At 63.2% G+C, this 22,880-nt stretch carries 15 protein-coding genes; 7 read left to right on the top strand and 8 right to left on the bottom strand.

The features are described 5' to 3' along the window. Nucleotides 1-40 precede the first annotated feature (40 nt). The gene (locus PLANPX_RS25720) at nt 41-3,808 is read right to left on the bottom strand and encodes a DUF7133 domain-containing protein (RefSeq protein ID WP_172992338.1); all 3,768 of its coding nucleotides are present in this window, start codon (nt 3,806-3,808) and stop codon (nt 41-43) included. Between the two features lie 373 nt (nt 3,809-4,181). On the opposite strand from PLANPX_RS25720, the gene PLANPX_RS25715 reads away from it, so the two are divergent. The 4 genes from PLANPX_RS25715 to PLANPX_RS25700 all read left to right on the top strand — a co-directional run bounded on the left by PLANPX_RS25715 (nt 4,182) and on the right by PLANPX_RS25700 (nt 10,465). Next, on the top strand, nt 4,182-6,284 hold the full coding sequence (locus tag PLANPX_RS25715) for an ABC transporter substrate-binding protein (RefSeq protein ID WP_232536246.1): 2,103 nt from the start codon (nt 4,182-4,184) through the stop codon (nt 6,282-6,284). A gap of 99 nt (nt 6,285-6,383) precedes the next feature. Next, nucleotides 6,384-7,367: an ABC transporter permease gene (locus tag PLANPX_RS25710; protein ID WP_152101486.1), complete on the top strand. Its 984-nt coding sequence runs from the start codon at nt 6,384-6,386 to the stop codon at nt 7,365-7,367. 11 nt (nt 7,368-7,378) lie between these two features. Further along, nucleotides 7,379-8,488, top strand: a complete 1,110-nt coding sequence (locus PLANPX_RS25705) for an ABC transporter permease (RefSeq protein WP_152101485.1) — start codon at nt 7,379-7,381, stop codon at nt 8,486-8,488. Between the two features lie 117 nt (nt 8,489-8,605). Then, on the top strand, nt 8,606-10,465 hold the full coding sequence (locus PLANPX_RS25700; RefSeq protein WP_152101484.1) for an ABC transporter ATP-binding protein: 1,860 nt from the start codon (nt 8,606-8,608) through the stop codon (nt 10,463-10,465). A gap of 127 nt (nt 10,466-10,592) precedes the next feature. On the opposite strand, the gene PLANPX_RS25695 is transcribed toward PLANPX_RS25700, so the two are convergent. The 4 genes from PLANPX_RS25695 to PLANPX_RS25680 all read right to left on the bottom strand — a co-directional run bounded on the left by PLANPX_RS25695 (nt 10,593) and on the right by PLANPX_RS25680 (nt 17,039). After that, nucleotides 10,593-11,759, bottom strand: coding sequence for a DUF1559 domain-containing protein (locus PLANPX_RS25695; RefSeq protein WP_152101483.1), 1,167 nt, complete (start codon nt 11,757-11,759; stop codon nt 10,593-10,595). Nucleotides 11,760-11,915: 156 nt separating this feature from the next. Next, nucleotides 11,916-12,581 carry an RNA polymerase sigma factor gene (locus PLANPX_RS25690; protein WP_232536245.1) on the bottom strand — a complete coding sequence of 222 codons (666 nt, stop codon included), beginning with the start codon at nt 12,579-12,581 and terminating at the stop codon, nt 11,916-11,918. Between the two features lie 904 nt (nt 12,582-13,485). Beyond that, the gene (gene dprA, locus PLANPX_RS25685) at nt 13,486-14,616 is read right to left on the bottom strand and encodes a DNA-processing protein DprA (protein WP_152101482.1); all 1,131 of its coding nucleotides are present in this window, start codon (nt 14,614-14,616) and stop codon (nt 13,486-13,488) included. A 359-nt stretch (nt 14,617-14,975) separates the two neighbouring features. Further along, nucleotides 14,976-17,039: a hypothetical protein gene (locus PLANPX_RS25680; RefSeq protein WP_152101481.1), complete on the bottom strand. Its 2,064-nt coding sequence runs from the start codon at nt 17,037-17,039 to the stop codon at nt 14,976-14,978. 91 nt (nt 17,040-17,130) lie between these two features. On the opposite strand from PLANPX_RS25680, the gene PLANPX_RS27605 reads away from it, so the two are divergent. Beyond that, a complete protein-coding gene (locus tag PLANPX_RS27605; RefSeq protein WP_172992337.1) occupies nt 17,131-17,268 on the top strand; it encodes a hypothetical protein in 138 nt (45 codons plus the stop codon). Between the two features lie 301 nt (nt 17,269-17,569). On the opposite strand, the gene PLANPX_RS25675 is transcribed toward PLANPX_RS27605, so the two are convergent. Next, the gene (locus PLANPX_RS25675) at nt 17,570-18,397 is read right to left on the bottom strand and encodes a ParA family protein (RefSeq protein WP_152101480.1); all 828 of its coding nucleotides are present in this window, start codon (nt 18,395-18,397) and stop codon (nt 17,570-17,572) included. A 391-nt stretch (nt 18,398-18,788) separates the two neighbouring features. Continuing rightward, a complete protein-coding gene (locus tag PLANPX_RS25670; RefSeq protein ID WP_152101479.1) occupies nt 18,789-19,367 on the bottom strand; it encodes a hypothetical protein in 579 nt (192 codons plus the stop codon). A gap of 251 nt (nt 19,368-19,618) precedes the next feature. Between PLANPX_RS25670 and PLANPX_RS25665 the strand changes: the two genes are divergently transcribed. Next, nucleotides 19,619-19,843, top strand: coding sequence for a hypothetical protein (locus PLANPX_RS25665; protein ID WP_152101478.1), 225 nt, complete (start codon nt 19,619-19,621; stop codon nt 19,841-19,843). Between the two features lie 66 nt (nt 19,844-19,909). After that, a complete protein-coding gene (gene aroB / locus PLANPX_RS25660; RefSeq protein WP_152101477.1) occupies nt 19,910-21,001 on the top strand; it encodes a 3-dehydroquinate synthase in 1,092 nt (363 codons plus the stop codon). Between the two features lie 403 nt (nt 21,002-21,404). Here the strand turns inward: aroB and PLANPX_RS25655 are convergent, their stop codons facing one another. Then, complete coding sequence (locus PLANPX_RS25655) at nt 21,405-22,784, bottom strand: beta-1,3-glucanase family protein (RefSeq protein WP_152101476.1); 1,380 nt, start codon at nt 22,782-22,784, stop codon at nt 21,405-21,407. Between the last annotated feature and the right edge of the window lie 96 nt (nt 22,785-22,880).

Below are 22,880 nucleotides of genomic sequence, written 5' to 3'. Positions count from 1 at the left end.
AGCCTGTTCAGCACCGCTCCGGCGGGTCGTTGCCCCGCGGCTACTTGGTGGACGAGCCGCGGCTGGCGACGTCGTTCGAGCTGGCGGCGCCGAGGTAGGCGAACAAGTCCGCCACCTGTTCCAGCGTCAGCGGGTTGAGCAGTCCCGTCGGCATCGCCGAGACGTCGCTCGGTTGGATGTCGTCGACTTCATTGCCGTTCAGCTCCGCCTTCTGGCCGTTCGATTGCAGCACGGTGACGCTGCCGTTGGCCTGCTGCGACACCAATCCAGAGTAGCTTTTGCCTCCCGCGGTGACGATGCGGGCGGCGTATTGATCGCTGATCACATGCGACGGGTAAACGATCGATTCCAGGATTTCTTTGCGTTGGAACCGCCGCGCGACCGCCGTGAGATCGGGGCCCATCGTTTCGCCGGACGTGCCGACGCGATGGCAAGACGCGCACTGGGCTTGGGCGAAGACGCGCGAGCCGCGCTCCGCATCGCCTTGCTTGCCTTGCTCCGAGTTGAGGAACGTCAGCAGTTCTTCGTAGCTCCACTTGTCGCGGCCGGCGTCGCTCGGTAGCTCGGCGGCCGGGGCGTTCGGAAACTTCGTTGCGTACCATCGCTGCCAGCCGGCCATGTCCGTGCCAGCTTGGCCGCTCCAGTGCGAGAGGAGCTTCGCGGCGTCGGCGCCGCCGTTGTTGCCGAGCTTAAGGCCGAGCAAAATTGCATCGCGGAATGGCGCCGCGTCGGCTGGGCGTTGATTCACGCGAGTAAGCGCGCCAAGCACCTCTTGCGCCATGGGACCGTCAACCGACTTCAGCGACTCGACGAGCACCTTCCAATTCTCGCCGCCCGGATGTTGGCTGAGGCTCATCGCCACGGGGCCGCGGTACTCCGGCTCGTCGCGGTAAATCGTCCGCAAGTATTCTTGCGAATCGGCGTCGTTGTTGGCGCCGAGCACCGCGATCACGCCAACGCGCAGTCGGCGGTAGAGATCGCTCTCTGCACACTTGGGGGCGATGCGGCTGTCGAGATCGCGGACGGTCGCCAAGACTTCGGCGCCCGGATTTTCCGGCAAGCTGGCGAGCGTCGACAACGCCGAGGCAGGCCACTTATCGCCGCCGGCAATGAGGTGCTGCCGCTCGGCCATCGTGAGGTTCTTCAGGTAGTCGCGGGTGAAGTGCTCCACATACTTGTCGACGCTGTAGCCGCCCTTCACCGTGCGGGCCTGCTCGTAGAACTTCAGCAGTTCGAGCTTCGCGGCTGTGTTCCAGCCCTTCTGCAGGCGCGCGGCATAGGCGGCGACGTGCAGCTTCTCTTCCACCGGGATGTCGGCCTTGGCCAGCTCCGCCGCAAACTTGTCGGCGGCGCCTTCCACCTGCAGGAACGTCAGCAAGCGAACGAGCTCGCGATTTGCGGCCGGTTCGTTTGTCGGATACATCGCCAGGATCGGGGCGGCAATTTGCGTCGCCTTCGCGGCGTCGAGCTTTCCGTGGAACATTGCGACTTCGATCACGCGAAGCAAATTCACGCGATCGAGTTCCGTGATCGGTTCGGCGGCCAGCAACTGCAGCGACTTGTCGATCACGGCCAGCGAAACCGCCGGCTTCCGTTCGACGTTCACCAGCGCCGTGGCGCCGACGCAGAACGCTTGCGGCTTCGTTTCCTTCATCACGGCCGCACTCCACGACTCGACCGGCAGTTGCTCGATCACCCGCCGCGCGGCGAATGCCGTGAAGCGGTCGTCGTCGCCCAGCAGCGGCAGAATGTCGGCGGCAGCCGGCATCGCGCCGCGACGCATTAGCGATTCGCACGCACAACGCCTCACCAGCGGATCGCTGTCTTGCAGCAGCTTCGTCAATGCCGTGCGGACGCCGGCGTCGTCGCTGATGTACATCAGGCGGGCCGCCTTGGCGCGGATCGCCGGTTCGACGTCGGTCGCCAAATTTTTGAGCAGTTGATCGTTCGGCCGCGGGCCGAAGTAGACGAGCAGGTCGATCGCACGAGCCCGCTCGCGAACAATCCGATCGGGGTCGGTCGCGACGGCAATGAGTTCGCTTTCCCACTTGTCGCCGAGCGCCTGCCGCACGCCGGCCGCCTTGGCCCGCGCCCAGTCGGCGTCGATTTGCGGTTGCCGCAGCGCACGTTCGATTCCTTCGCCCATGTCGGTCACTTCCGGTCCCACCGGCACGTTGCAGCGGACGCGGTACACGCCGCCGTCGGTGCCGCGACCGCCAGTGCAGAAGTAGAGCGACCCATCGGGACCGACCGCGCAGTCGGTGGCGTTCAGCGGGCGGCCTTCGAGGAAGATTTCATCTTCGCCGATGTAGCTGGCGCCGTCGCGTTTGAAGGTGATCGCATGAATCTTGCCGGTCGCCCAGTCGCACGCGAACATCGCTCCTTGGTACTTCGCCGGGTAGGCGTAGTGATCGTAGAACTCGATGCCGGTCGGCGAGCCGGGGCCGATGTTAGCAGCCGCCGGGAGGCTGTCGAGGTAATACTCAGGCCACTTCGACCAACCGCTCCGCCAGCCCATCTCGGCGCCCGCGGGAACGTGGTTCACGCGCGTTGGCCGGTACCAGGGCGCCCCGCGATCCCATTCCATGTCGGCGTCGTAGGTGAAGAGTTCGCCGTCGAGGTCGAACGCCATGTCGTACGCATTTCGCAGGCCGCCGGCGATGTACTCGACGAAGCTGCCGTTCGCATCGGTGCGGAAGATCGTCCCGCCCGGCGACGGAATGCCGACCGCGTGACCTCCCGGATCTTCGTACTTCGGCAGGATAAGATCGCCTTCGTACCACAACCGGTACGGGCTACGCGAAGTCGGCGTGCCGTCGGCCCGCGTGAAGTTACCGACGATCACGTAGATCAATCCATCGGGGCCAAGCCGCAGGCCGTGGGCGCCATGCTCGCCCTTCGAGCCTTTGAAGCTGAGGAGTTTCACGACCTCGTCGGCTTCGTCGTTGCGATCAGCGTCGCGCAGCCGGTAGAGGCCCATTCCTTCGGGGCCGTCGCCGACGACGAACAGACGCAGGCCGATGGCGAGCAGGCCCTGCGCGTTTTGAATCTTGTCGCAGTAGGTGGTCGCCTTATCGTGAATGCCGTTGCCGTCGTTGTCGGTCAGCAACATCAGGTGCCCGCCCTCTTGGGAGGCGAAGATGTTGCCGCGCGAATCGAACGTCATCGCGATCAACGAGCCGACCTCGTCGTCGCGCATGATCCGCTCGACTTCGAACTCTTTGTCGACGGCGAATCGGGCGCCGACGCCTTCGATGACGATTTCGTTGCCCCAAGGGAGGGCGTCGCCCATTTCGCCGTAGCTGACGGCGGCGACCCAATCTTTGTCGTTGAATTGCGGCGCCGTCCAATTTTCAAACTCGCGGACGCTCGTCTTCCACGACTTGTCGGTCGAGAAGCCTTCGAACGTGTCGCCGACCTGCTTGACGATGACGCGAGCCGCGAGACCCGCGGCGCCGGCGTCCTTGTTGTCGACGCGAATCGCAATCGTGTTGCGGCCTGGCTGCAACAGCTCGGTGATCTCGTGAACCTGCAGTTGCCGCCAGTCGGTCCCCTTGGCGACCTGCTGGCCGTTGACGAACAACTCGAACTCATTGTCGGCCGTGAGATGGATCTCGGCCGCTTCGGCGTTGTTCACGTCGAACGACTTGCGGAAGAAGCAGCTGCCGACGGGAATCTCGTTCCGCTTCTGCGAGGGAGACCAAATCCACTCCGCTTCGCCATCGGCGGCGTGCACGCTCGGCGCGACGGCGGCCCAGGCGAACAGCAGAGTGCAGAGTGCTAGCAGTGAGCGGAGCGTATACAGCATCGGAGAAATCCTTTTCAACCGGCAGCGCCGCCAGCGATCGACGGCGCGAGGGGCGGGAAGAATAGCAACGAACCCCCGTTGCCGGCAATGGAAATGTCGGCGTCGCAGGATTACGAATCCGTCCGCCAATCTGCCACGCCCATTTAGCTGCGAGCCGGCGGGGTGAAATGTCCGTTGCGGCTTGGCAGCCATTCGCAGCGGGGCAGGGGACCGTAGTGCGGCTTACGCGCGGTCCCCTCGACTCTCATTGACCCGCGCCGAAGAATTGGGCTACGATCCACCCGAAAGGGGCGATTTTGCCCAACTTGCCTGCACGCTAACTTGCCCACTCTCCTCAGCCTCGTGGCCTTGCCCGAGGGTAGGATTCAACCACATGCCAGCATCGAGCTCCCTCCGGCCGCTATCGTTTCTTCTTTCTGCATTGATGCTGTGGGGGACCGCAGGATGTTCGTCGAAGCCCGCGGAGCCAACCGCCAAGAAGCCAGCAGCCGAGAAGCCGACAGCCGAGAAGGCGGCGGCTGAGAAGTCTGAGACGCCTGCTACCGAGGCGAACGCAGCCAAGGAATCATCAGCTAAGGAATCGAACGAAGCAGACGCGGCCGCCGAGACGAATCTCGATCCTGCGGCGCCCTTTGTAATAGGCAATGCGTTGCCGAAGTTCGAACCGCCCTCGCTGGAGGAACTCGACAAACTCCAGTGGAAGGAGGGCCAAGTGGCCGATGGCATGGCGCTCCTCCGCGAAGAGAAGAAAGATGAACCAGCGCCGGCTCTCACCGCCGAGGAAGCGTTGAAGCTCCGCAACGATTCGCCCGAGAACAACGCAAAGATTCTCGCCGCCATGGGCGTGCTGCAGCCCGAAGGGGGGAAGGGCGTCAATGACGGCGCCAAGATTGTGCGGCATGCCGGCGGCGATCTCAACAGCACCAACCCACTGTTTCAAAGCAGCGTGACCGATGGCGAGTTCGGCGATCTCACCGGCATCGCAATCATGAGTTTTGATCGCCAGCTGAAGAACTTCGCGCCGAAAGATGTCGTTGTCTCGTGGCAGACGAGCGAAGACGGAATGGTCGACCGCTTTGTCCTCCGCGACGACATGACCTGGTCGGACGGCAAACCGTTCACCGCCTACGACGTCGAGTTCACGTTCAAGCTGATCATGTCCGACCACGCGCTGCTGGTGATTCCCGCTATTCGCGGCAGCGGCACCGATCAGATCAAGGCGGTCAAAGCCTACGACGATCACACGGTCGTCATCTTCCATAAGGAACCATTGGCGACGAACGTCACCAACATCAACTTCCCGATTCTGCCGCAGCACATCTACGAAAAGTCCGTGGTCGAGGATCCGTCGCTGAAGCGCAGCGCTTATCACACCGAGCAAGAGGCCAAACCCGTTACCGCCGGACCGTACGAATACGTGAGCCGCAAGCGGGGCGAAGAATTCGTCGTCCGCCGGCGCGAAAGCTACTACATGCACGACGGCAAGCAAGTCCGCGACAAGCCAAACTTTGCCGAAGTGCGCGTGAAGACGATCGAGGACATGAACACCGCGCTGCTCGCCCTGAAGTCGGGCGACATCCAGCAGATGGAATTTCGTGCTGAGCAATGGGCTGATCAAACCAGCGGCGACGATTTCTACGCCAAGAACACCAAGGTAACGGCTCCCGAGTGGACCGAATTCCACATCGAGTGGAATGAACGGACGCCCGACGGCAAATCGCCAAGCCCTTTCTTCGGCGACTCACGCGTCCGCTGGGCGATGTCTTACGCCTTCGACTACGACGAGCTGATCAAGACGATCACGCACGGGCTGTATCAGCAAGGGCAGGGGACCTTCCACCCGACTTCATGGATGTTCCCGAAGAACCCGCCGGAACTGATGAAGCAGAATCTCGATAAGGCGGAAGATCTGCTCGAAGAAGCTGGTTGGACCGACAGCGACGGCGACGGCGTCCGAGACAAAGAAATCGACGGCCAACTCGTGCCGTTCGAGTTCCAGCTGATGACGTCGCAAACGGAAACCGGCATTCAAACCGCGACGCTAATGAAAGAGTGCCTCGAACAGATCGGCGTCATCGCCAACGTGAAGCCGACCGAATTCGTCGTCATGCAAGACAAGTTGATCAAGCACGAGTTCGACGCTTGCCTCGGCGGCTGGGGCGCGGGAACCGATCCCTCGATGCAGTCGAACATCTACGGCACCGGCGCTCAACGCAACTACGGGCAATACTCGAACCCGAAGGTCGACCAACTGTTCGTCGAAGGCCTGCGAGAGCTTGATCCCGCCAAACGCGCGGTGATCTACGGCAACATCCACCTGCAACTTTGGGAAGATCAGCCCGTCACGTGGCTCTTCTACCGCAACGCGTTCTTTGGGTTCAACAAGAGCTTGCGAGGCTACAACTTCGGGGCCCTGGGGCCGTTCAAGTACAGCCCCGGATTCAACAGCCTGTTCGTCCCGGCCGCGACTCCCTAATCGTCACGGCTTCGTTCCTCGTGACGGCCGTCGCCGACAGTGTTGGAAGGCTATGCTCGAACTCGACGAAACAGGACGTTTCAGCTTCGCGGTAACTCCATGATCAGTTACATCATCCGCCGCCTCGGCATTGGCGTGATCACGTTGGTGTTGATCACCTTTTTGGTGTACGCCCTGGTGCGGCACATCCCGGGGACGCCGTTCACTAGCGACATGGCGCAGATGAACCCGAGCAAGATGATGAGCCCAGAGGCCGTGGAGAAGCTTAATCGGCTCTACGGTCTCGATAAGCCGTGGTACCAGGCCTACTTTCTGTGGATGGGGAACGTGCTGGAGGGCGACTTCGGCCTCTCGTACTCGCGGAACAACAAGCCGGTCAGCTCGCTCATCTTGGAACGCATGCCAGCGACATTGCTGCTCTCGTCGACCTCGCTGGTGCTCGCGTATCTGCTTTCGGTGCCGATCGGTTTGTGGTCGAGCGCCCATGCCGACTCAGCGTCTGAGCGAACGGCAAGCACCGCGCTGTATATGCTGTATTCGCTGCCGGCGTTCGTAGCGGCGCTGTACTTGCAGTTGCTGTTCTACGTGAAACTCGGCTGGCTGCCGCTCTACGGCATGACGTCCGACGACTACGCCACGTTGAGCGCCGGCGGCAAGGCTCTCGACTTGCTGAAGCATGCGACGCTTCCAATCATTTGCTTCACTTACGGCAGCCTGGCGTTCTACTCGCGTTTCATCCGCGCCAATATGCAGGAGGTGCTGCGGCAAGACTACATCCGCACCGCGCGAGCCAAGGGGGTCGCTCCGCGAACCATCATCTGGAAGCACGCCTTCCGCAACACGCTGATCCCCTTCGTCACGTTGGTTGGCCTCTCGCTGCCGGCGCTGTTCAGCGGCGCTGTCATTCTTGAGCAGATCTTCTCGTGGCCCGGTATGGGCCGACTGTACTTCGAGTCGATCGGCCAACGCGATTACAACGTCATCATGGGGCTCACGTTGATGTTCAGCGTCCTGACTCTCGCCGGGCAACTATTGGCCGACATCCTCTACGCCGTGGTCGATCCGCGCGTGACCTACAACTAGCAAGTTAGAAGATGCTGACCACGCCTCCCGCCGTCGAAGTTGAACTCGCAGCCTCCGTCGAGCCATCCGCCGGATTCTGGCGCGAGTCTTGGCGGCGGTTTCGCAAACGCAAGCTAGCCGTCGTCGCCCTCGCGTTCGTCGTCACGCTGACGGCGATTGCCGCCGCGGCTCCGCTGATCGCCGGCACCCGGCCGATCGTGGTTCGTTACAAAGGCGAGCTCTATTTCCCCGCAATGTGGTACTACAACCGCTCGTGGGAGAATCCCGTCTTCAACAAAGATCGCTTCCGCGGCAGCTACTTACAGAACCTCAAGGCCAAGGATCCCGAGAGCTGGGCCATCTGGCCGCTCGTCTACCAAGATCCCTACCGCCGCGTTCGCGGCGACCTCGTGTGGCCCGACACGCCAGAGAACCCGAGCAACGGCCCGCCAAGTAGATACAACTGGTTCGGTACGAACGTGCAGGGATTCGACGTGTTCGCGTCGATGGTTCACGGCGCGCAAACCGCCGTGAGCGTCGGCTTCGTGTCGATGAGCATCGCCGCCGCGATCGGCATTACGTTGGGAGCGTTAGCCGGCTACTTCGGCGGTTGGGTCGACGTGCTCGTCAGCCGACTCATCGAGGTGGTGATGTGCATTCCCTCGCTCGTGCTCATCTTGGCGCTCGTCGCCTTGCTCGATCGCGTCACCAACTTTCACCTGATGGTGATCGTCGGCTGTACCGGCTGGACGGGCATCGCTCGGCTCACCCGCGCCGAGTTCATGAAGCTGAAGCAGTTGGAATTCGTCTCCGCCGCTCGCGCGATGGGCGCCGGCTCGGGACGAATCATGTTCACGCACATCTTGCGGAACGCTCTGGCCCCGGTACTCGTGCCGATCACTTTCGGCATTGCCGATGCGATTCTCATCGAAAGCGGCCTCAGCTTCCTCGGCTTCGGCGCCTCGCCCCCAAATCCAAGTTGGGGCACGCTCCTTGCCGCGGGCCGCAACTCGATCGAACAAACCTGGTGGCTCATCGTCTTCCCCGGCGTCGCCATCTTCCTCACCGTCCTGGCGTACAACCTGATCGGCGAAGGCCTCCAAGAAGCCACCGACCCCCGCCTGCGGCAGGACGCCCACTAATTAGAACCACGACGACACGACGAACACGACGGAAATGCGATTAAGATCAACCCACTCGTCCCTTTGTCTTTCGTCGTGTCCGTTGTGCCGTCGTGGTAAATCCGTAGAGTGACAGATATGTCCACCGCAGTCATCGACGTCGCCGACCTCAAGACCTACTTCCACACCGAAGAAGGCGTCGTCCGCGCCGTCGACGGGGTGTCGTTCCGCATTGAGCCCGGCCGTACGCTCGGCATCGTCGGCGAGAGCGGCTCGGGCAAGAGCGTGACCTCGCTTTCGATCATGCGGCTGCTCGCGTCGTCGGCGCAAATCGAATCGGGCCGCATCGCGCTCCTCGGTCGCGATCTCGTCCGCCTGCCCGAGCCGGAAATGCGGTCCATCCGCGGCCGCGAGATCAGCATGATCTTTCAGGAGCCGATGACCTCGCTCAACCCGGTCTTCACCGTCGGCGATCAGGTGATGGAGGCGATTCTGCTCCATCAAAAGGTGACGAAGGCCGAAGCTCGGCAGCGGACGATCGAGCTGTTCAAGGAAGTCGGCATCCCGAACCCCGAACAGCGCGTCGACTCGTACCCGCACCAAATGTCGGGCGGCCAGAAGCAGCGCGTGATGATCGCGATGGCCCTCTCGTGCAATCCGAAGCTGCTGATCGCCGACGAACCGACCACCGCGCTCGACGTGACGATCCAGGCGCAGATTCTCGATATCCTTCGCAAGCTCCGCGACGAGCGCGGCATGGCGATTTTGTTCATCACGCACGACCTAGGCGTCATCGCCGAAATTGCCGACGACGTGCTAGTGATGTACCGCGGCGAGGAGGTCGAGTATGGCCGCGTGCTCGATATCTTCGCCCACCCGAAGCATCCTTACACGAAGGGGCTGCTCGCCTGCCGGCCGCGTCTCGATACGCCCTACAAGCTGCTGCCGACGGTCGACGACTTCATGTCGAGCCGCGTTGTCGACGGACGGCTGGAGATCACCGAGAAGCAACTCGACGCCAAGCGGCTGAACGAACTTAAGACGCACGGCCGCGGCCGATTGTTGCATCCGCCGAGCGAACTCGCCGCGATGGGTCACGCCGTCGGCGCGACGCCAGCCGCCGATACGCAGTACATCCCCGAAGGCACCAAGCCGCTGCTGGCCGTGAACAACCTGCAGGTTCACTTCCCCGTCCGCCGCGGCATCCTCGCGCGCACGGTCGACCATGTCCGCGCCGTCGACGGTATCAGCTTCAACGTCTACCGCGGCCAAACGCTCGGCCTCGTCGGCGAATCGGGCTGCGGCAAGACGACCGCTGGCCGGGCGATCTTGCGACTCGTCGAACCAACCGGCGGCCAAGTTTGGCTGGACGGCGTCGACGTCGCCTCGCTCGGCTCCTCCGACCTACGGCAGATGCGCCGCCGCATGCAGATCATCTTTCAAGATCCCTACGGCTCGCTCAACCCGCGGATGACCGTCGAAGCCGCGATCACTGAGCCGATGGTGATTCAAAAGATCGGCGCGAACCGCAAAGAACGCCGCGACCGCGCCGCGGCATTGCTCGAAGAAGTCGGCCTGCAAACGGCCCACCTCCGCCGCTACCCGCACGAGTTCTCCGGCGGCCAGCGACAGCGCATTTGCATCGCCCGCGCGATCGCTGTGGAGCCCGAGTTCCTCATCTGTGACGAGTCAGTCTCGGCACTAGACGTATCCGTGCAAGCCCAGGTCCTCAACCTGCTGAAGCGGCTGCAAGAAACCCGCGGGTTGACCTACATCTTCATCAGCCACGACCTGAGCGTCGTAAAATTCATGGCCGACATGATGGCAGTGATGAACGCCGGCAAGATCGTCGAGTTCGGCCCGTCGGAAGCGATCTACCGCGATCCGCGCGAGGCGTACACGCGGAAGCTGATCAGCGCGACGCCGAACGACGACCTCGATCACATTCGCCAAGTGGTCGCCGAACGCGAACGGACCTGGGCAGCGAAGAAAGCCTAGGGCTCAGCTGAGGGGCGTCGCATTCCTAGCCCCGGGCTCCGCCCGGGGGTCGCGCACCATGCCGTGGTACGTCGTCCCTGCCTGATGCCCACCCCCGGGCAGAGCCCGGGGCTAGAAGAGGCTCGCGCTACCGCGACATCACGGGGCAAAAGATAATCTCGAATTGAATTTTCGTCGCGTTGCCGACGCCAACCGGACCGTCCGGGCCGAAGTTCGGCGGCGCCAGGAAGATATCGTCTGGCGAGTTCCCCGCCGCCGGCAAGCCAGCGTCGTTCAGATGGATGTCGCGCATCCGCTCGTCTTCTTGCGACAGGACGCACAGCGTATAGGGCCGCACGCACCCGGCGCTGCTCAGCACGTTCTGCCGGCAGCCGCCATGGCTGTTCGAACGCAGGGCCGTCGGCCCGATCGTCGGGGCATCGGTCATCAGCGGCGCCTCGGCGCCCGGGTTGAACTTCAGCGGCTGAATCTCGCCCTCAGCGTTGAAGTAGCCCACAGGGGCAGCGTAGCTTACGTTCGCCAAGGCGATCAACTTCAACAGCTGCAGGCCGGTGACGCTGCTCAACTCCATCGTCGACGGCAAACGACTTAGCGCACCGTCCGCGAATCGTTCTTGGGCCTGTACCGAATCGGGGCAAGCGCTCAGCTGGAACGCTTGCTGCGGCGTTAGGTCCCCGTCATCGACCAGTCGTGTAAAAAACGCGATCGACGGTTCGTTGCGATTGACCGCCGGCATCAAGCCAGCGTGGCGACCGGCATAGTTCTCGATCGCCATTCCAAGACTGCCCATGTTGTTGGCGCACTGATCGTTGCGCGCCGCGGCCCGGCCGTTCTGCACCGCCGGCAGAATGAGCGCCGCCAGAATCAGCCCCACGCCGCTCGCCACGGTCACGTCCGCGAGGCTCCACGAACGTTTGCACGCTCCAACCGTCTCGGCGGTAAACGCCGCTTGCTTCTTAGAGCAGCGTTTCTTTTCGACCTTGAACTTCCCGCTCGCCGAATCTTCGACGAAGCAGCAAGTCTTCTTCACGAGGTCGAGCGGCGGCTCGACGTCGACTTTCGAATCGTGGATGCTCGAGTCGTCGATGGTTGCTAAAGCAGTGGCTGCGGACGCAGCAGGCGCCGGCGCGGCATCGTCGCACGAGCTTGCATCGCCGTCGGCCGCCGTCATGCATTCGCGCAGACGCTGGAGTTCCCAACGCCAGACGACGTCGGTTTCAAGTTTGGCCTCGACTTCCGCGCGGCGCTCCGGCGACAAGTCGTCCATCAAGTAGGCGATCAGGTCTTCAGTCATCGCGGCAAGTCCCGTCCGCGTGCGATATGCGCTTGCGACTCAAAGAAAAGTTGCGACTCAAATAAAACAGGCCCGCCGCTAGGTGCGGCAGGCCTGTTGTTGTTACTCATCTCCACGGCAGCGGCAGATTGGACGCTGGCCTTGCATGACGTCCCCTTACGAACGGCTAGCCGGCTGCACGTCGCGCCACGCTTGGCCGAGTCGTTGGATAGCGGCATGCAAACGGCTTTTGACCGTTCCAACCGGTACCGACATGACCTTGGCTGCGTCACGGTATTTCATTCCCCCGAAGTAAACCAAGTTCACCGCGTTGCGGAGAGGTTCAGGCAAGGCCTCGACCTCGCCCCGCACCCAGGCGCCCTCTTCGCCGCTCTCAACGGCCAGCGCGGGGTCGCCCCCTTCGCTCGCCACCAAGTCAATCAATGTTCCTACGGACTCACTGCCGGCTTGGTGCGGTTGGTTCAAGCTTAATCGACGGTGACGACGATTTCGCCGCTGAGCGTCGATCGCTTGGTTGGTGGCGATCGTATAGAGCCAAGGACGGAACTTCCGGCCTTCCTCGAACGAATCGCGCTTCTGGTGGACCTGGAAGAACGTCGCTTGGAACACATCCTCGGCCAGGGTGGCGTCACCCAGGAACCGACGGAGGTAATTATACAATTCACGCTGATAGCGAGAGACCAACTCCGAGAAGACGGTCGGATCGCTAGCTTCGCGGTACGATTGCAACAATTGTTCGTCGCTGACGGCGACCGGATCCATCAGACCCTGCGCCGACGACGTGTTGGTGCGGTTCAATTCTTCCTTGGTGTTCTTTTTCATCCTACGAACTCCTCATATTCAGAGAGTTCGACGGTGTTACTAGGAGAAAATCCCTCCTCCTAGCCGTCCTGATCAAAATTCCGCCGACCCGAGCATTCTAACAGTTGCATTTCCATGGGTCGCGGAAATTGCCCGCCGAAGCAGGCCAAGCCATACGATTGATTCGTTCGGCTGGCACCCGCTGAAGGCCATGTCGACCCTCCGCGAGTACGGATCAGGAGGGATGCAAGTGGCATGCCAGGGGTATAGAAGCGGGCGCGACGGTCCGCCCAAAAAGCGGGGCAAAGATGGCCCTCTGTATGGTCTTACGTCACCGCCCCCGGGGGTGGTTCGCGGGTTCCCGAGGGATTTCCTGACTGCCAAAAACTGCAAAGCCGTGCAAAACCGGCAGGTCGCCTCCAGGCGTTCGTCTCATTTTAAGAGCCGCCAGAGATCAATCGGAGGACACTCCGTCAGCCGCGGGGCAACGACCCGCCGGAGCGACCCCTCGAGCCGGTCAAAATTCCTACCCAGCAGCCTAAATCCTGGCCACCCGATTCCCCGCCGCGTTCCTCGTGCTTGAGTATTACGGGGCTTTTTTTATTGCGGCGACGAGACGAGCTACAGCCCACGCCACCGTAACGCCAGCAATAGGCGCTGCAGCCAGTAATACGGCGTCGTCACCGCATAGCACCCTGACGATTAGAAAAGCACTCAGCATGCATCCGGCGACGCTGCCGCTGCACCTTGCCGCGTCGCTGGGAGGCCAATCACGACGCCTTGAGCCAATGAAGGCTCCTAGCAGGCTGAGCATCGCACTTGAGATGGCAGAGCCAATTAAGAACAGGAACACCAGAGCAATCGCGGGCGTTGGGTTCCAATACATACGCCACATTGTAGCGGGTTTCATCGTGCCGCTAGATTCTCAAATCCGAGCTACCCGATTCCCCGCCACCTTCCGCACCAGCCGTCGCGATTCCAGCACGCTCACCGTCGCTAGCACGCGGTGGATTGGCATCTCGCAACTCGCCGCCACGTCGTCGAGCATCGACCCCGTCGGCTCGATCGCTTGCAGCACCGCATGCTCGATGTCGTTGAGCAGCACCTCCGCAGCAACGCGAATCGTGCCGCCCCGCTGATCGGGCGCCGACTCCGCCAGCGGGCCGAGTTCTTCCAGCACGTCGTCGACGCAGGTGACCAGTTTCGCCCCATCGCGCAGCAAATGATGCGGGCCGGCGGAACCAGGACTATCAACCGGTCCCGGCACGGCGAAGACCTCGCGGCCTTGCTCCATCGCATGCCGCGCGGTGATGAGGGCGCCGCTCCGCAGGGCGGCTTCGACGACGATCGTCCCCATCGTCAGCCCGCTGATGATGCGGTTCCGCTGGGGGAACATCCCCGCCAGCGGTGGCATCGTCGGGGCCGCTTCGCTCAGCACGGCGCCTTGTTGTTCGATCTCCTCGGCCAGCTTCACATGCTCCGGCGGAAACGGATTAAGCACGCCGCTCGCGAGCACCGCGATCGTTCGGCCGCCCGCTGCCATCGCAGCGCGATGCACGGCGCCGTCGATGCCGCGGGCCATGCCGCTCACCACGGTGATCCCCGCGCGAGCCAGCCCCGCCGCAAGCCGCTCGGCCTGCTTCTTGCCATAGTGCGTCGCCCGTCGCGTGCCGACGATCGCGACCGCCATCTGGTCGGCCGGCTCGATCTCGCCGCGGACGAACAACACGCCGGGCGGGTCAGGAATCTCCTGCAGCGACCGCGGGTACCCCGGCCACTGCGGCAACAAGATCCGCAGCCCATGCTCGCGGGCGATCGCGAGCTGAGCATCGAGCTGCACTTCATGCCGAGCGCCCAGAATCCGCCGCGAGATCTTCGGCCCGATGCCTTGCACCCCCTGCAGCGCCGCTTCGGACGCGGCGAAGACCTCCGCCGCGACGCCGAAGCGTTCAAGCAGACGGGCCCGCAGAATCGGCCCCACGTCGGGCGTCAGCGCGAGCAAGATCTCCGCGCGGGCCGCTTCGTCAAGATTCAGCGGATCTGCAGTCGTCGCCATGGAGCCAACCATTCGCCGCGGGGTAACTGGACGCCGTCGGTCGAATTTAATTGGCCAGTCGTCTAATTGCAAATCCCGGGTTTCCGGCCGAGCTGGAGCCTGCGTTCAGCCGATCTGCTCGCAACCCGCAACTCGTAACTCGCAACTTCCTCCCACCAAACAAAGAAGCCCCGACCTTGGGGGAAAGGCCGGGGCTTCCAGTTGTGGCGGGCGACTGTCGCGGGGGAGGCGGGTAGTCGCCCGCTAGACCCCTCCCTGGGGGAAGGGAGGGGGTTGGGGGTCTCAAACACTCGGCCTGGTCGCCCCATTGGACTGGTCGCTTAAGCGACCAGTCCGCAGCGGCGTCCAAGCCGTCGCACTTAGTAATTCCACTCGATGCCCGTTTGCAGGCCGTGCAGGATCATCGAGCCGCCCGAGTTCACGTAGGTCGAACCTTGGCCCGAGGTCAGCCATTGGTTCGGAGCTTGGTTCGTGGCCAGGGCGAGGCCGGTGATGCCCATCGCACGCCAGCCGCCGTACAGACGGCAGTGGCACGTCATCTGGTAGCTCGCTCCGACGCGGAGCTCGCCCAGCATCGAGACGTCGGTCTTGTCGGCCATCGCGTTGAACGCGTCGCCGCTCGAGATGTACCGAATGTTGCCGGTCGTCGAGTTGATGTACTGGTGGGTGCTGATGTCGTTGCCGTACAGACCGACCAAGGTATTCATGTGGAAGCCCCACTTGCACCCGATGCGGTACATGGCGTTCGAACCGAGCTGGAAGCCCAGCAGCTTGTTCTCGGTCCGCGAGTTGTAGTCGAGGTAGCCCGTCGTGCCGCCGCTGTAGTTGACGCCGTACATGAAGTAGTCGTCGAGTTCCAGGTACCGCACGCCGCAGACGCCGGTGAGGTTGTAGCGGTTCGGAGCACAGTAACCCGTGCTGCAACCGCCCGCTCCGCCGCCGATGCCGCCGCCCACGCCGCACGAGCCGCCGTCGCAGCCGCCGCACGGGCCGCACATCGGGGCACAGCCGCACAGGTTGAGACGGAGCAGGTTGAGTTCGATGTTGCGAGCTTGGAAGTTGCTGCGAACGCGGACGTCATCGATCGAGTAGGTGCCGCTGCCGACTGGCGGGCCGTAGTTCCAGAAGTTGTTCATCGGCATGTAACCGCCGCCGCCGTTGTACTCGAGACCCGGCATCGGCATCATCGAGTAGTAGTCCGACGGCATGCTCGGCATGTAGTCGAACGATTGCGTCGCGCCGAACATTTCCCAGTAGACGCCTTCCACGCCCCAGCCTGGGCAGCACGGCGTGCAACCGCACGGGTCGCCAGCGACGCCGCCGAAGGTGCGACCAAGACGGAATTCAACGCCTCCTTGGAAGCCGGGATCGACGTCAGTCGTGTCGACCGGAATGTTCGGCATCGTCGGGTAGCCGTTCGCCGGCATCGAGTCGTCGACCATGCCGAGGTTGTACTTATCCGAGCTGTCACGCTGCATCAGCAGGCCGTAGACGCCGCCGAACCAGTAGTTGCACGAGTTGCGGCAAAGCAGACGATCGGTCATGCCCGGCTGTTCGCAGCCGTAGGTCGAGTACTCGGCGGCGCCGTAGGGAGCACAGTTGCCCGTGGCACAGCCGGCCCCTTGCGGAGCAGCGCCGTAACCCGAGGGATAGCTCTCATATCCGGCCGACGGGTAGCCGTAGTCGGGCGACGGCACAGCTTGCGGAGCGGGCGCCGGGGTCGGCATGATCGCGCCGGGAGGGACCGCCTCAGTCGGCGGGTTGAGCGTCATCGGCTGGCCAGGAGCCGGCGCAGGCGTCGGGTTCTGCATCGCCCGAGCGACGTAGACCGGCTGTTGCTGCATGACTGGTTGCTGAGCGACAGGCGCCCCGGCTTGCGGGTAAACCTGTTGGAAGGCCGACGGCTGGGCCGCAGCTTGAACCGGTTGCTGAGCGACTGGATAGGTTTGCGTCGGATAGCTCTGCCCGACTGGTTGAGTCGCGACCTGAGCAACCGGCTGCGTCGCTGGATACGTGCCGTAAACCGGCGCCGGACGCGAAGCGACGTACTGAGTCGCGGCGGTGTATTGTTGGTTCGCTTGTTGGGCGACCGTGTTCACCTGCTGGCCGACTTGCTGTGCGGCCGCGTTGTACTGCTGCGCCGCTTGAGCAGTGGCTTGTTGCTGAGCAGCCGAAAACTGTTGGTAGGGTGCCGTGGCCGCGACTGGCGGCGTCGCCACTGGCTGGGCCGCAGCGGTCGGAGCCGCGTACTGTTGCACCGCAGCTTGCGGCAGCGTGTACGGGTTCTGCGCCGCTTGGGCGTAGGGTTGAGCGGTTTGCGGATACGCGGGGTACTGCTGTGAGTACGCCGGAACGGCGACCTGCAGCGTCGCGAGCGATGACGCCGCGAGCAGCCCCCTTCTTAGGTCGTTGAACAATCGCATCGGACGCAATCTCCTGTGCATAGAGTTCGCCCGCACGGAGGACGCCGCCTGGGTCGGTCGTGGCGTCGCGGAATCCGCGGAGCGAGGTGTCTTGAGCGATGCAGCCGTCGATTCCTTCGACAACGACGGCTACATCCTCCCCCGCATGATCCAATCGACCGCTACCGCCGGCAGAGTTCGCGACATGTCGCGTCCGGCACAGATGTTTCTGCTGCTATCGGTCGAATGACTGGAATAATCGCGCAGGTTTGCCAGGAAGAGGTTGCGCGCAAGGAAGAGTTTGCGCAGTTTCCCGCGCGGCAGCCGCAGCAAACTCCCCTCCCTCGAAGGGAGGGGCAGGGATTAGCGACCGCCGCCCAATTCGCCGCGCTACCCAACGGTAGATGCACGCCCTGAAAGGACCGCTAGAAGGGCATGCCTGAGGGGCACGGTGGCTAGATCAGCGATCGTTGCGAGGATGTTCGCGCTACCCAACGCGGGGCAGAAATCCCTCGCCTAACCTCTCCCTTCGAGGAAGAGGGACCAGAGAACTACGCCGCCTGAACGACCGGCGTCTGCTGCAGCCCGTAGAGTGCTAGCACCTCGTCCGCCAGCGCGCGGTAATCTTCCGCCCCCGCTGAAGTCGGGGCGTACTTGAAGATCGATTGCTCAAAGCTCGGCGCCTCGGCCAGGCGAATGTTCCGCCGAATCCGCGAGGCGAACAACCGCCCCGATAGCCACGGTTGCTGTCGCTCGGCGCCTTCGGAGAAGTAAGCCGAAACGTCGGCGCTCACTTCCGCCGCTAACCTCGTCGACGAGTCGTACAGGCAGAGCACCACCCCGGCGAGTCGCAGGCGGTCGTTCAGCCGGCGATGCACCAAGTCGATCGTTTGCAGCAGCTTGCTGAGACCATGCAACGCGAGGAAGTGGGGCTGCAGCGGCAGGAAGACGTCGTCGACCGCCGACAGGGCGTTGATCGTGAGAATGCCCAGCGATGGCGGGCAATCCATCAGCACGAGGTCGAAGTTCTGCGCCGCGGCGTTCTCCGTGAGGGCGTCGCGCAAAATCAGCTCGCGACCGACGACGCCGGCGAGTTCCACCTCGGCGGCGGCCAAATCGATGTGCGACGGCGCGACCCACAGGTTTTCTTCCACCGACTGCCAACAGTCGCCCAGCGTCTTCTCGCCGGTGAGCAAGTCGTACGTGTTCGGCAGATCTTGCTGCGGGCCCAGGCCGAAGTGAAGCGACGCATGAGCCTGCGGATCGAGATCGATCAGCCCGACGCGGACCCCGCTGGCGGCGAGAGCGGCGCTCAGATTGACGGCGGTCGTCGTTTTGCCGACGCCCCCCTTCTGATTGATGATGGCGATCGATCGCATGGCAAAGTTCCCGTCGAGGCAATTCAGTTCCCGGCGCCCAGCAGTGCACGTCTTCGCCCCCGGTTCTTCAAACCGGGGGCCACGCGCGACCGCAAGCAACGCCGATAGTGGGCCGCGGAGTATAGAACCCGCCCCCACCCGCCTCCAGACCATTCGCCAAAGATGCTAGCGGTGCGATTCCCGCCCCATTTAGCACCGAGCTCCGCCCGGGGGGCGCCCTCCACGCCGCCGACCGTGGCCCCAACGTCGCGCGAAGAAGCTTATTCAACAGCAATCTTTGTCGGAGACAGATTGAAGAGAAATGTTCTGGCTCCCTCCCCCTGGAGGGGAGGGCTGGGGAGGGGGAGGAACCCTGGTACCCGCTGCTGTCACCCCTCCCTAGCCCTCCCCCTCAAGGGGAGGGGACCTCACGGTTGGAATTTCGCTCCAGCGCCCCCACATCGCGCAAATACGTCGTCACCGCCCCCGCCATGCGCGCACAAGGCAGCACCTCCACCGTCGCCCCATCCGCCGACAGCTTCCCCATCAGCTCAAAGTCGCGCGTGAACAGCACGATCTGCTCCGCCTCCCCATCGACGAACCGCACGGCGTACGCCCACTCCCGCTTCCCGCCATCAACGGGCTCCACGCTACGCTCGTCCCACACGAAGTTGCTATCCTGCGTGAACACATGCCGCAGATGAATCAGCCCCGGCTTCTTCCGCAGGTCGTGGTGATCGACCACGTTCCGCCCCGCCACCTGATTGCTGAGATCAACCTCTGCCCCCGCGTCCTCGCCCTCGGCAGGCGAATCCGCGGGCGCCAGTTCCAGCAACTGCAACTCCGGCGACTTCACAATGAGTGACCCCGCCGGCCCCCAAAACTCCGCCGAGTGCCGCGAGTAGCTGTACTGGTAAAGCCACGCCCCCCCCGACATCGCAATCGCGAGTGCGAACATCACCACAATGATCAGCCGGCCGGAGATCTGCATGTTTAATAGGGAACCGCCAGTGAACGCCGAGTAACGCCAATAAATCCCATCTGCGTTAATCCGCGTTCATCGGCGGTTCCGTCCCTCTCCGTGTTGTCTTGGCGAACCTTGGCGTCCTTGGCGGTTGCCTTTTCTGCCTTTCGCAGCGTGCCCGACGCCCCGCCCGGCAGCCTACTTTTGCACCGCGGCCCCTAGTATACTGGCTTCCTTCGTGCGGTCTTTACCCTCGTCTTCCACGGCGTTGCGTTACCATGCCCGATACGTTTGATCCCTACCGCGAAGCCCTTGTGCTCGAAACGGAAACCGTCTGGCCTGAGGAATACCTCGGCTGGCCCGCCGTCGATCGCGCCGCCTTCGCCGAACGACTCCACGCCACCGCCGCCGATGCGGCCCACCTCGAATACGTCCGCAGCCACACCGGCTTCTGCCGGCGGATCGTCGTGACGCCGTGGGACATCGAGCGGATTTCATCTTGAGCTAATGCGGCGCCCGCGGAGCGAACGCTCCCGCCGCCGTTGATCGACAACATTTGAGGACTCGCTGTGCCCGGGAAGATTGAAACGGTTCGCGTCGCGTTGGCCGAACGGAGCTACGACATCGAAATCGGCAGCGGTACGCTCGCTGCGCTTCCCGAGTTCCTCCGCGCTCGCACCGACTCCGATCACGCCGTCGTCATCACCGACGGCAACGTCGAAGGCCTCTACGCCGACGCCGCCAGCGATTTGCTCGTCGGCGACGGTTGGGAAGTCGATCTCTTCGCCGTCGATCCGGGCGAGACGAGCAAGTCGGTCGAAGTGGTCGAAGAACTCTGGAACGTGATGCTCGACGAAGGCGCCGATCGCAAGTCGATCGTCGTCGCCATCGGCGGCGGCGTCGTCGGCGACCTGGCCGGCTTCGCGGCCGCGTCGTTCGCCCGCGGCCTCGAATTCTTCCAAGTCCCCACGACGCTGCTTGCCCAAGTCGACAGTTCCGTCGGCGGCAAGGTCGGCATCAACCTGCCGGGCGCCAAGAACATGGTCGGCGCTTTCTGGCAACCGCGCGGCGTCCTCTGCGACGTCGACGCGATGCAGTCGTTACCCGATCGCGAGTACCGCGCCGGCCTCGCCGAGGTCGTGAAGTACGGCGTCATCCTCGACGCCGACTTCTTCGCCTACCTCGAAGCGAACATCGAAGCGATCAATGTCCGCGACGCCGCGATCCTCACGCACATCGTTCAGCGCTCGTGCCGCCTGAAGGCCGACGTCGTCGAACAAGATGAACGCGAACTCACCGGCCTGCGAGCCTCGCTCAACTACGGCCACACCTTCGGCCACGCCTTCGAAGCGATCGGCGAATACGAGGAGCTGCTCCACGGCGAAGCCGTCGCCGCCGGCATGCGTTGTGCGATGCAACTCGCCGTCCGCCTCGGCCGTGTCGATGAGGCGACCTACGCCCGCCAAGAATCCTTGCTTTCGGCGCTCAATCTCCTCGTCGACCCCCTCGAAGCCGACGGCCAAGACCTGCTGCGGCTGATGTACCGCGACAAAAAAACCGCCGCCGGCAAACTGCGGTTCATCCTCCCCAGCCGCATCGGCCACGTTGAACTCGTAAGCGACGTGCCGGAGATCGACATCCTCGCCTCGCTGGAGGTCTAACGCCGCCGCTGCGCAGCACTCGCGGAAACGATTAGCCCCGACCTAGCTAGGTCGGGGCTAGTGGTGCGCGAGCGAGTTTCCAAGCTCCAAGCAAGTGGCCGAAAATCGACAATGGCCCACAGCCCCGTGATCCGTTAGGTTCAAGTCAAACCGCTCTTTGACAACGAACCGCTAATCGCTCGGCAGCGCCGCCCGTGGGTAGCCTTGGTTGGCGTACTCGCCTACCAGGGCGGCGCAGCCGCAAGAGGCCGTCGCCGCCTCATGCCACGAAGCGAACTGTCGCCCCAAATGCGACACGAACACGACGGCACTCGCCGCAAACGCATCAGTCGCAACAAGTTAAGAAGACGCCTTAGTGTCGCCAAAAATCGCTCTCGCGACGTGACATGGCACGACACGACATCTAGAAGATTCCGCCGCCGCGCCGCGACCGTTGTCGAACAGCCATCAGCGCCGCTCCGATCGCCGCCAATAAACTCGTCGCCGGTTCCGGCAATCCCGGATCATTCGGATTCCCCGTCCCGACGCCCGTCTCGCGCTGGAACACAACCTCCAGCGTATCAACGTCCGCCGGGTTCAACGGCGCGAACACATGCGAGAACCGATCGGTGTACGCAAAGTTATAAGCGTCGGAGATCGTGCTCATCTTCGCGGCCCACTGATTGTAAAACGGCTGGCTCGGCTGCAGCGCGGCAAACCGCTGACTCAGTCCGAACCATTGCTGACTTTCCATTTGGCCGACCGGCTGGCCGTTCATCTCGACGGTGCTGCCGACGGCGCCGATGTTCAGTCCCGCGAACAAGTCGGCAATCACCCAGCCGAACAAATCGTTCTGCGGCGTCATGGGGGCGCCGTCGAGTTTGAAGTTCGGATTGGCCCCATAAATCGCGGCGGGGTTATCGAGATCTTGGTGATTGAACGTGAGCGTGTGATTGCCGACCGCCGAGCCGTTGCCGGTGAGCGTGATGTTCTGCTGGGCGTCGATCGTCGCGGTGAAGTCGTAATCCTGCGCCTGATGGGGCGCCGGGCCGCCGCCGGTGCCGTTGAAGTGGCCTTTGATCCGCGCGATCGAGCCGCCGTGGCTCTGGCCGTAGGTGTGGAGATAGTCGAGGTAGCCGTCAAAATTGTCGTACGGCGAGGCGGGCAGCCCCGGCGGCGGCGGATAGACGCTCGGGCCGATGACGCGGACGAAGTTATTCGCCCCGTCGCGCACCACCGCGGCGGCGTGCGGATTGGCGATCGTTTCCATCGCCGCGAGCGTCGCGCTCGTCGACGTGGCATGCAGCGACTTCACTAGCGTCCCGCCGACGCCCCCCTTGTACGCGTTCAGTCCGACCGGAATGCTGAAGTAATCGAACGAGGTCGTGTTCGCCACATCAGAGGAATTGCCGTGATAGGTAATCTCGACCTTGTCGTATCGTTTGAGGTAGTTCGGATCGACCGAGGCGACCGGCGACGGCTCGTAACCCGCATGGGTAAAATTCCACGGCGTGCCATAGCCGACGTAGATTCGCCCGCTGAACGACGTGAGGTCGACCCCCTGCGGCAGCGTGTTGAGCGTGTACCAATGCTCGCTGCCAAATTCGCTCTTGGCGAGCGGCGCGTTCGTCGCCTTGTTCGTTGCCGTCAGCGGTTCGCCGCCGACGAAGCCGATGTAGACCTGATCGTCCGGCAGGCCCGAGGTGTTCTTGAACCGTACATTCAGCTGAGCGGCGTCAACGGCCGCGAGCGCAACCAACGAGAGGACAGCGCAGACGAACAGCGACGGCAGACGGCAAGGCATACATTTCTCCAGGCGTGCAACTTCAGCGATGCGCAACAGCGCCTCGCGCCTGGCAGCGTGCGGGCCGCCAATTGATGGGCAGGTCCGCTAGTATGA

Source organism: Lacipirellula parvula (assembly GCF_009177095.1).
Taxonomy (GTDB): domain Bacteria; phylum Planctomycetota; class Planctomycetia; order Pirellulales; family Lacipirellulaceae; genus Lacipirellula; species Lacipirellula parvula.
This window is presented reverse-complemented; position numbering and strand designations above follow the sequence as displayed.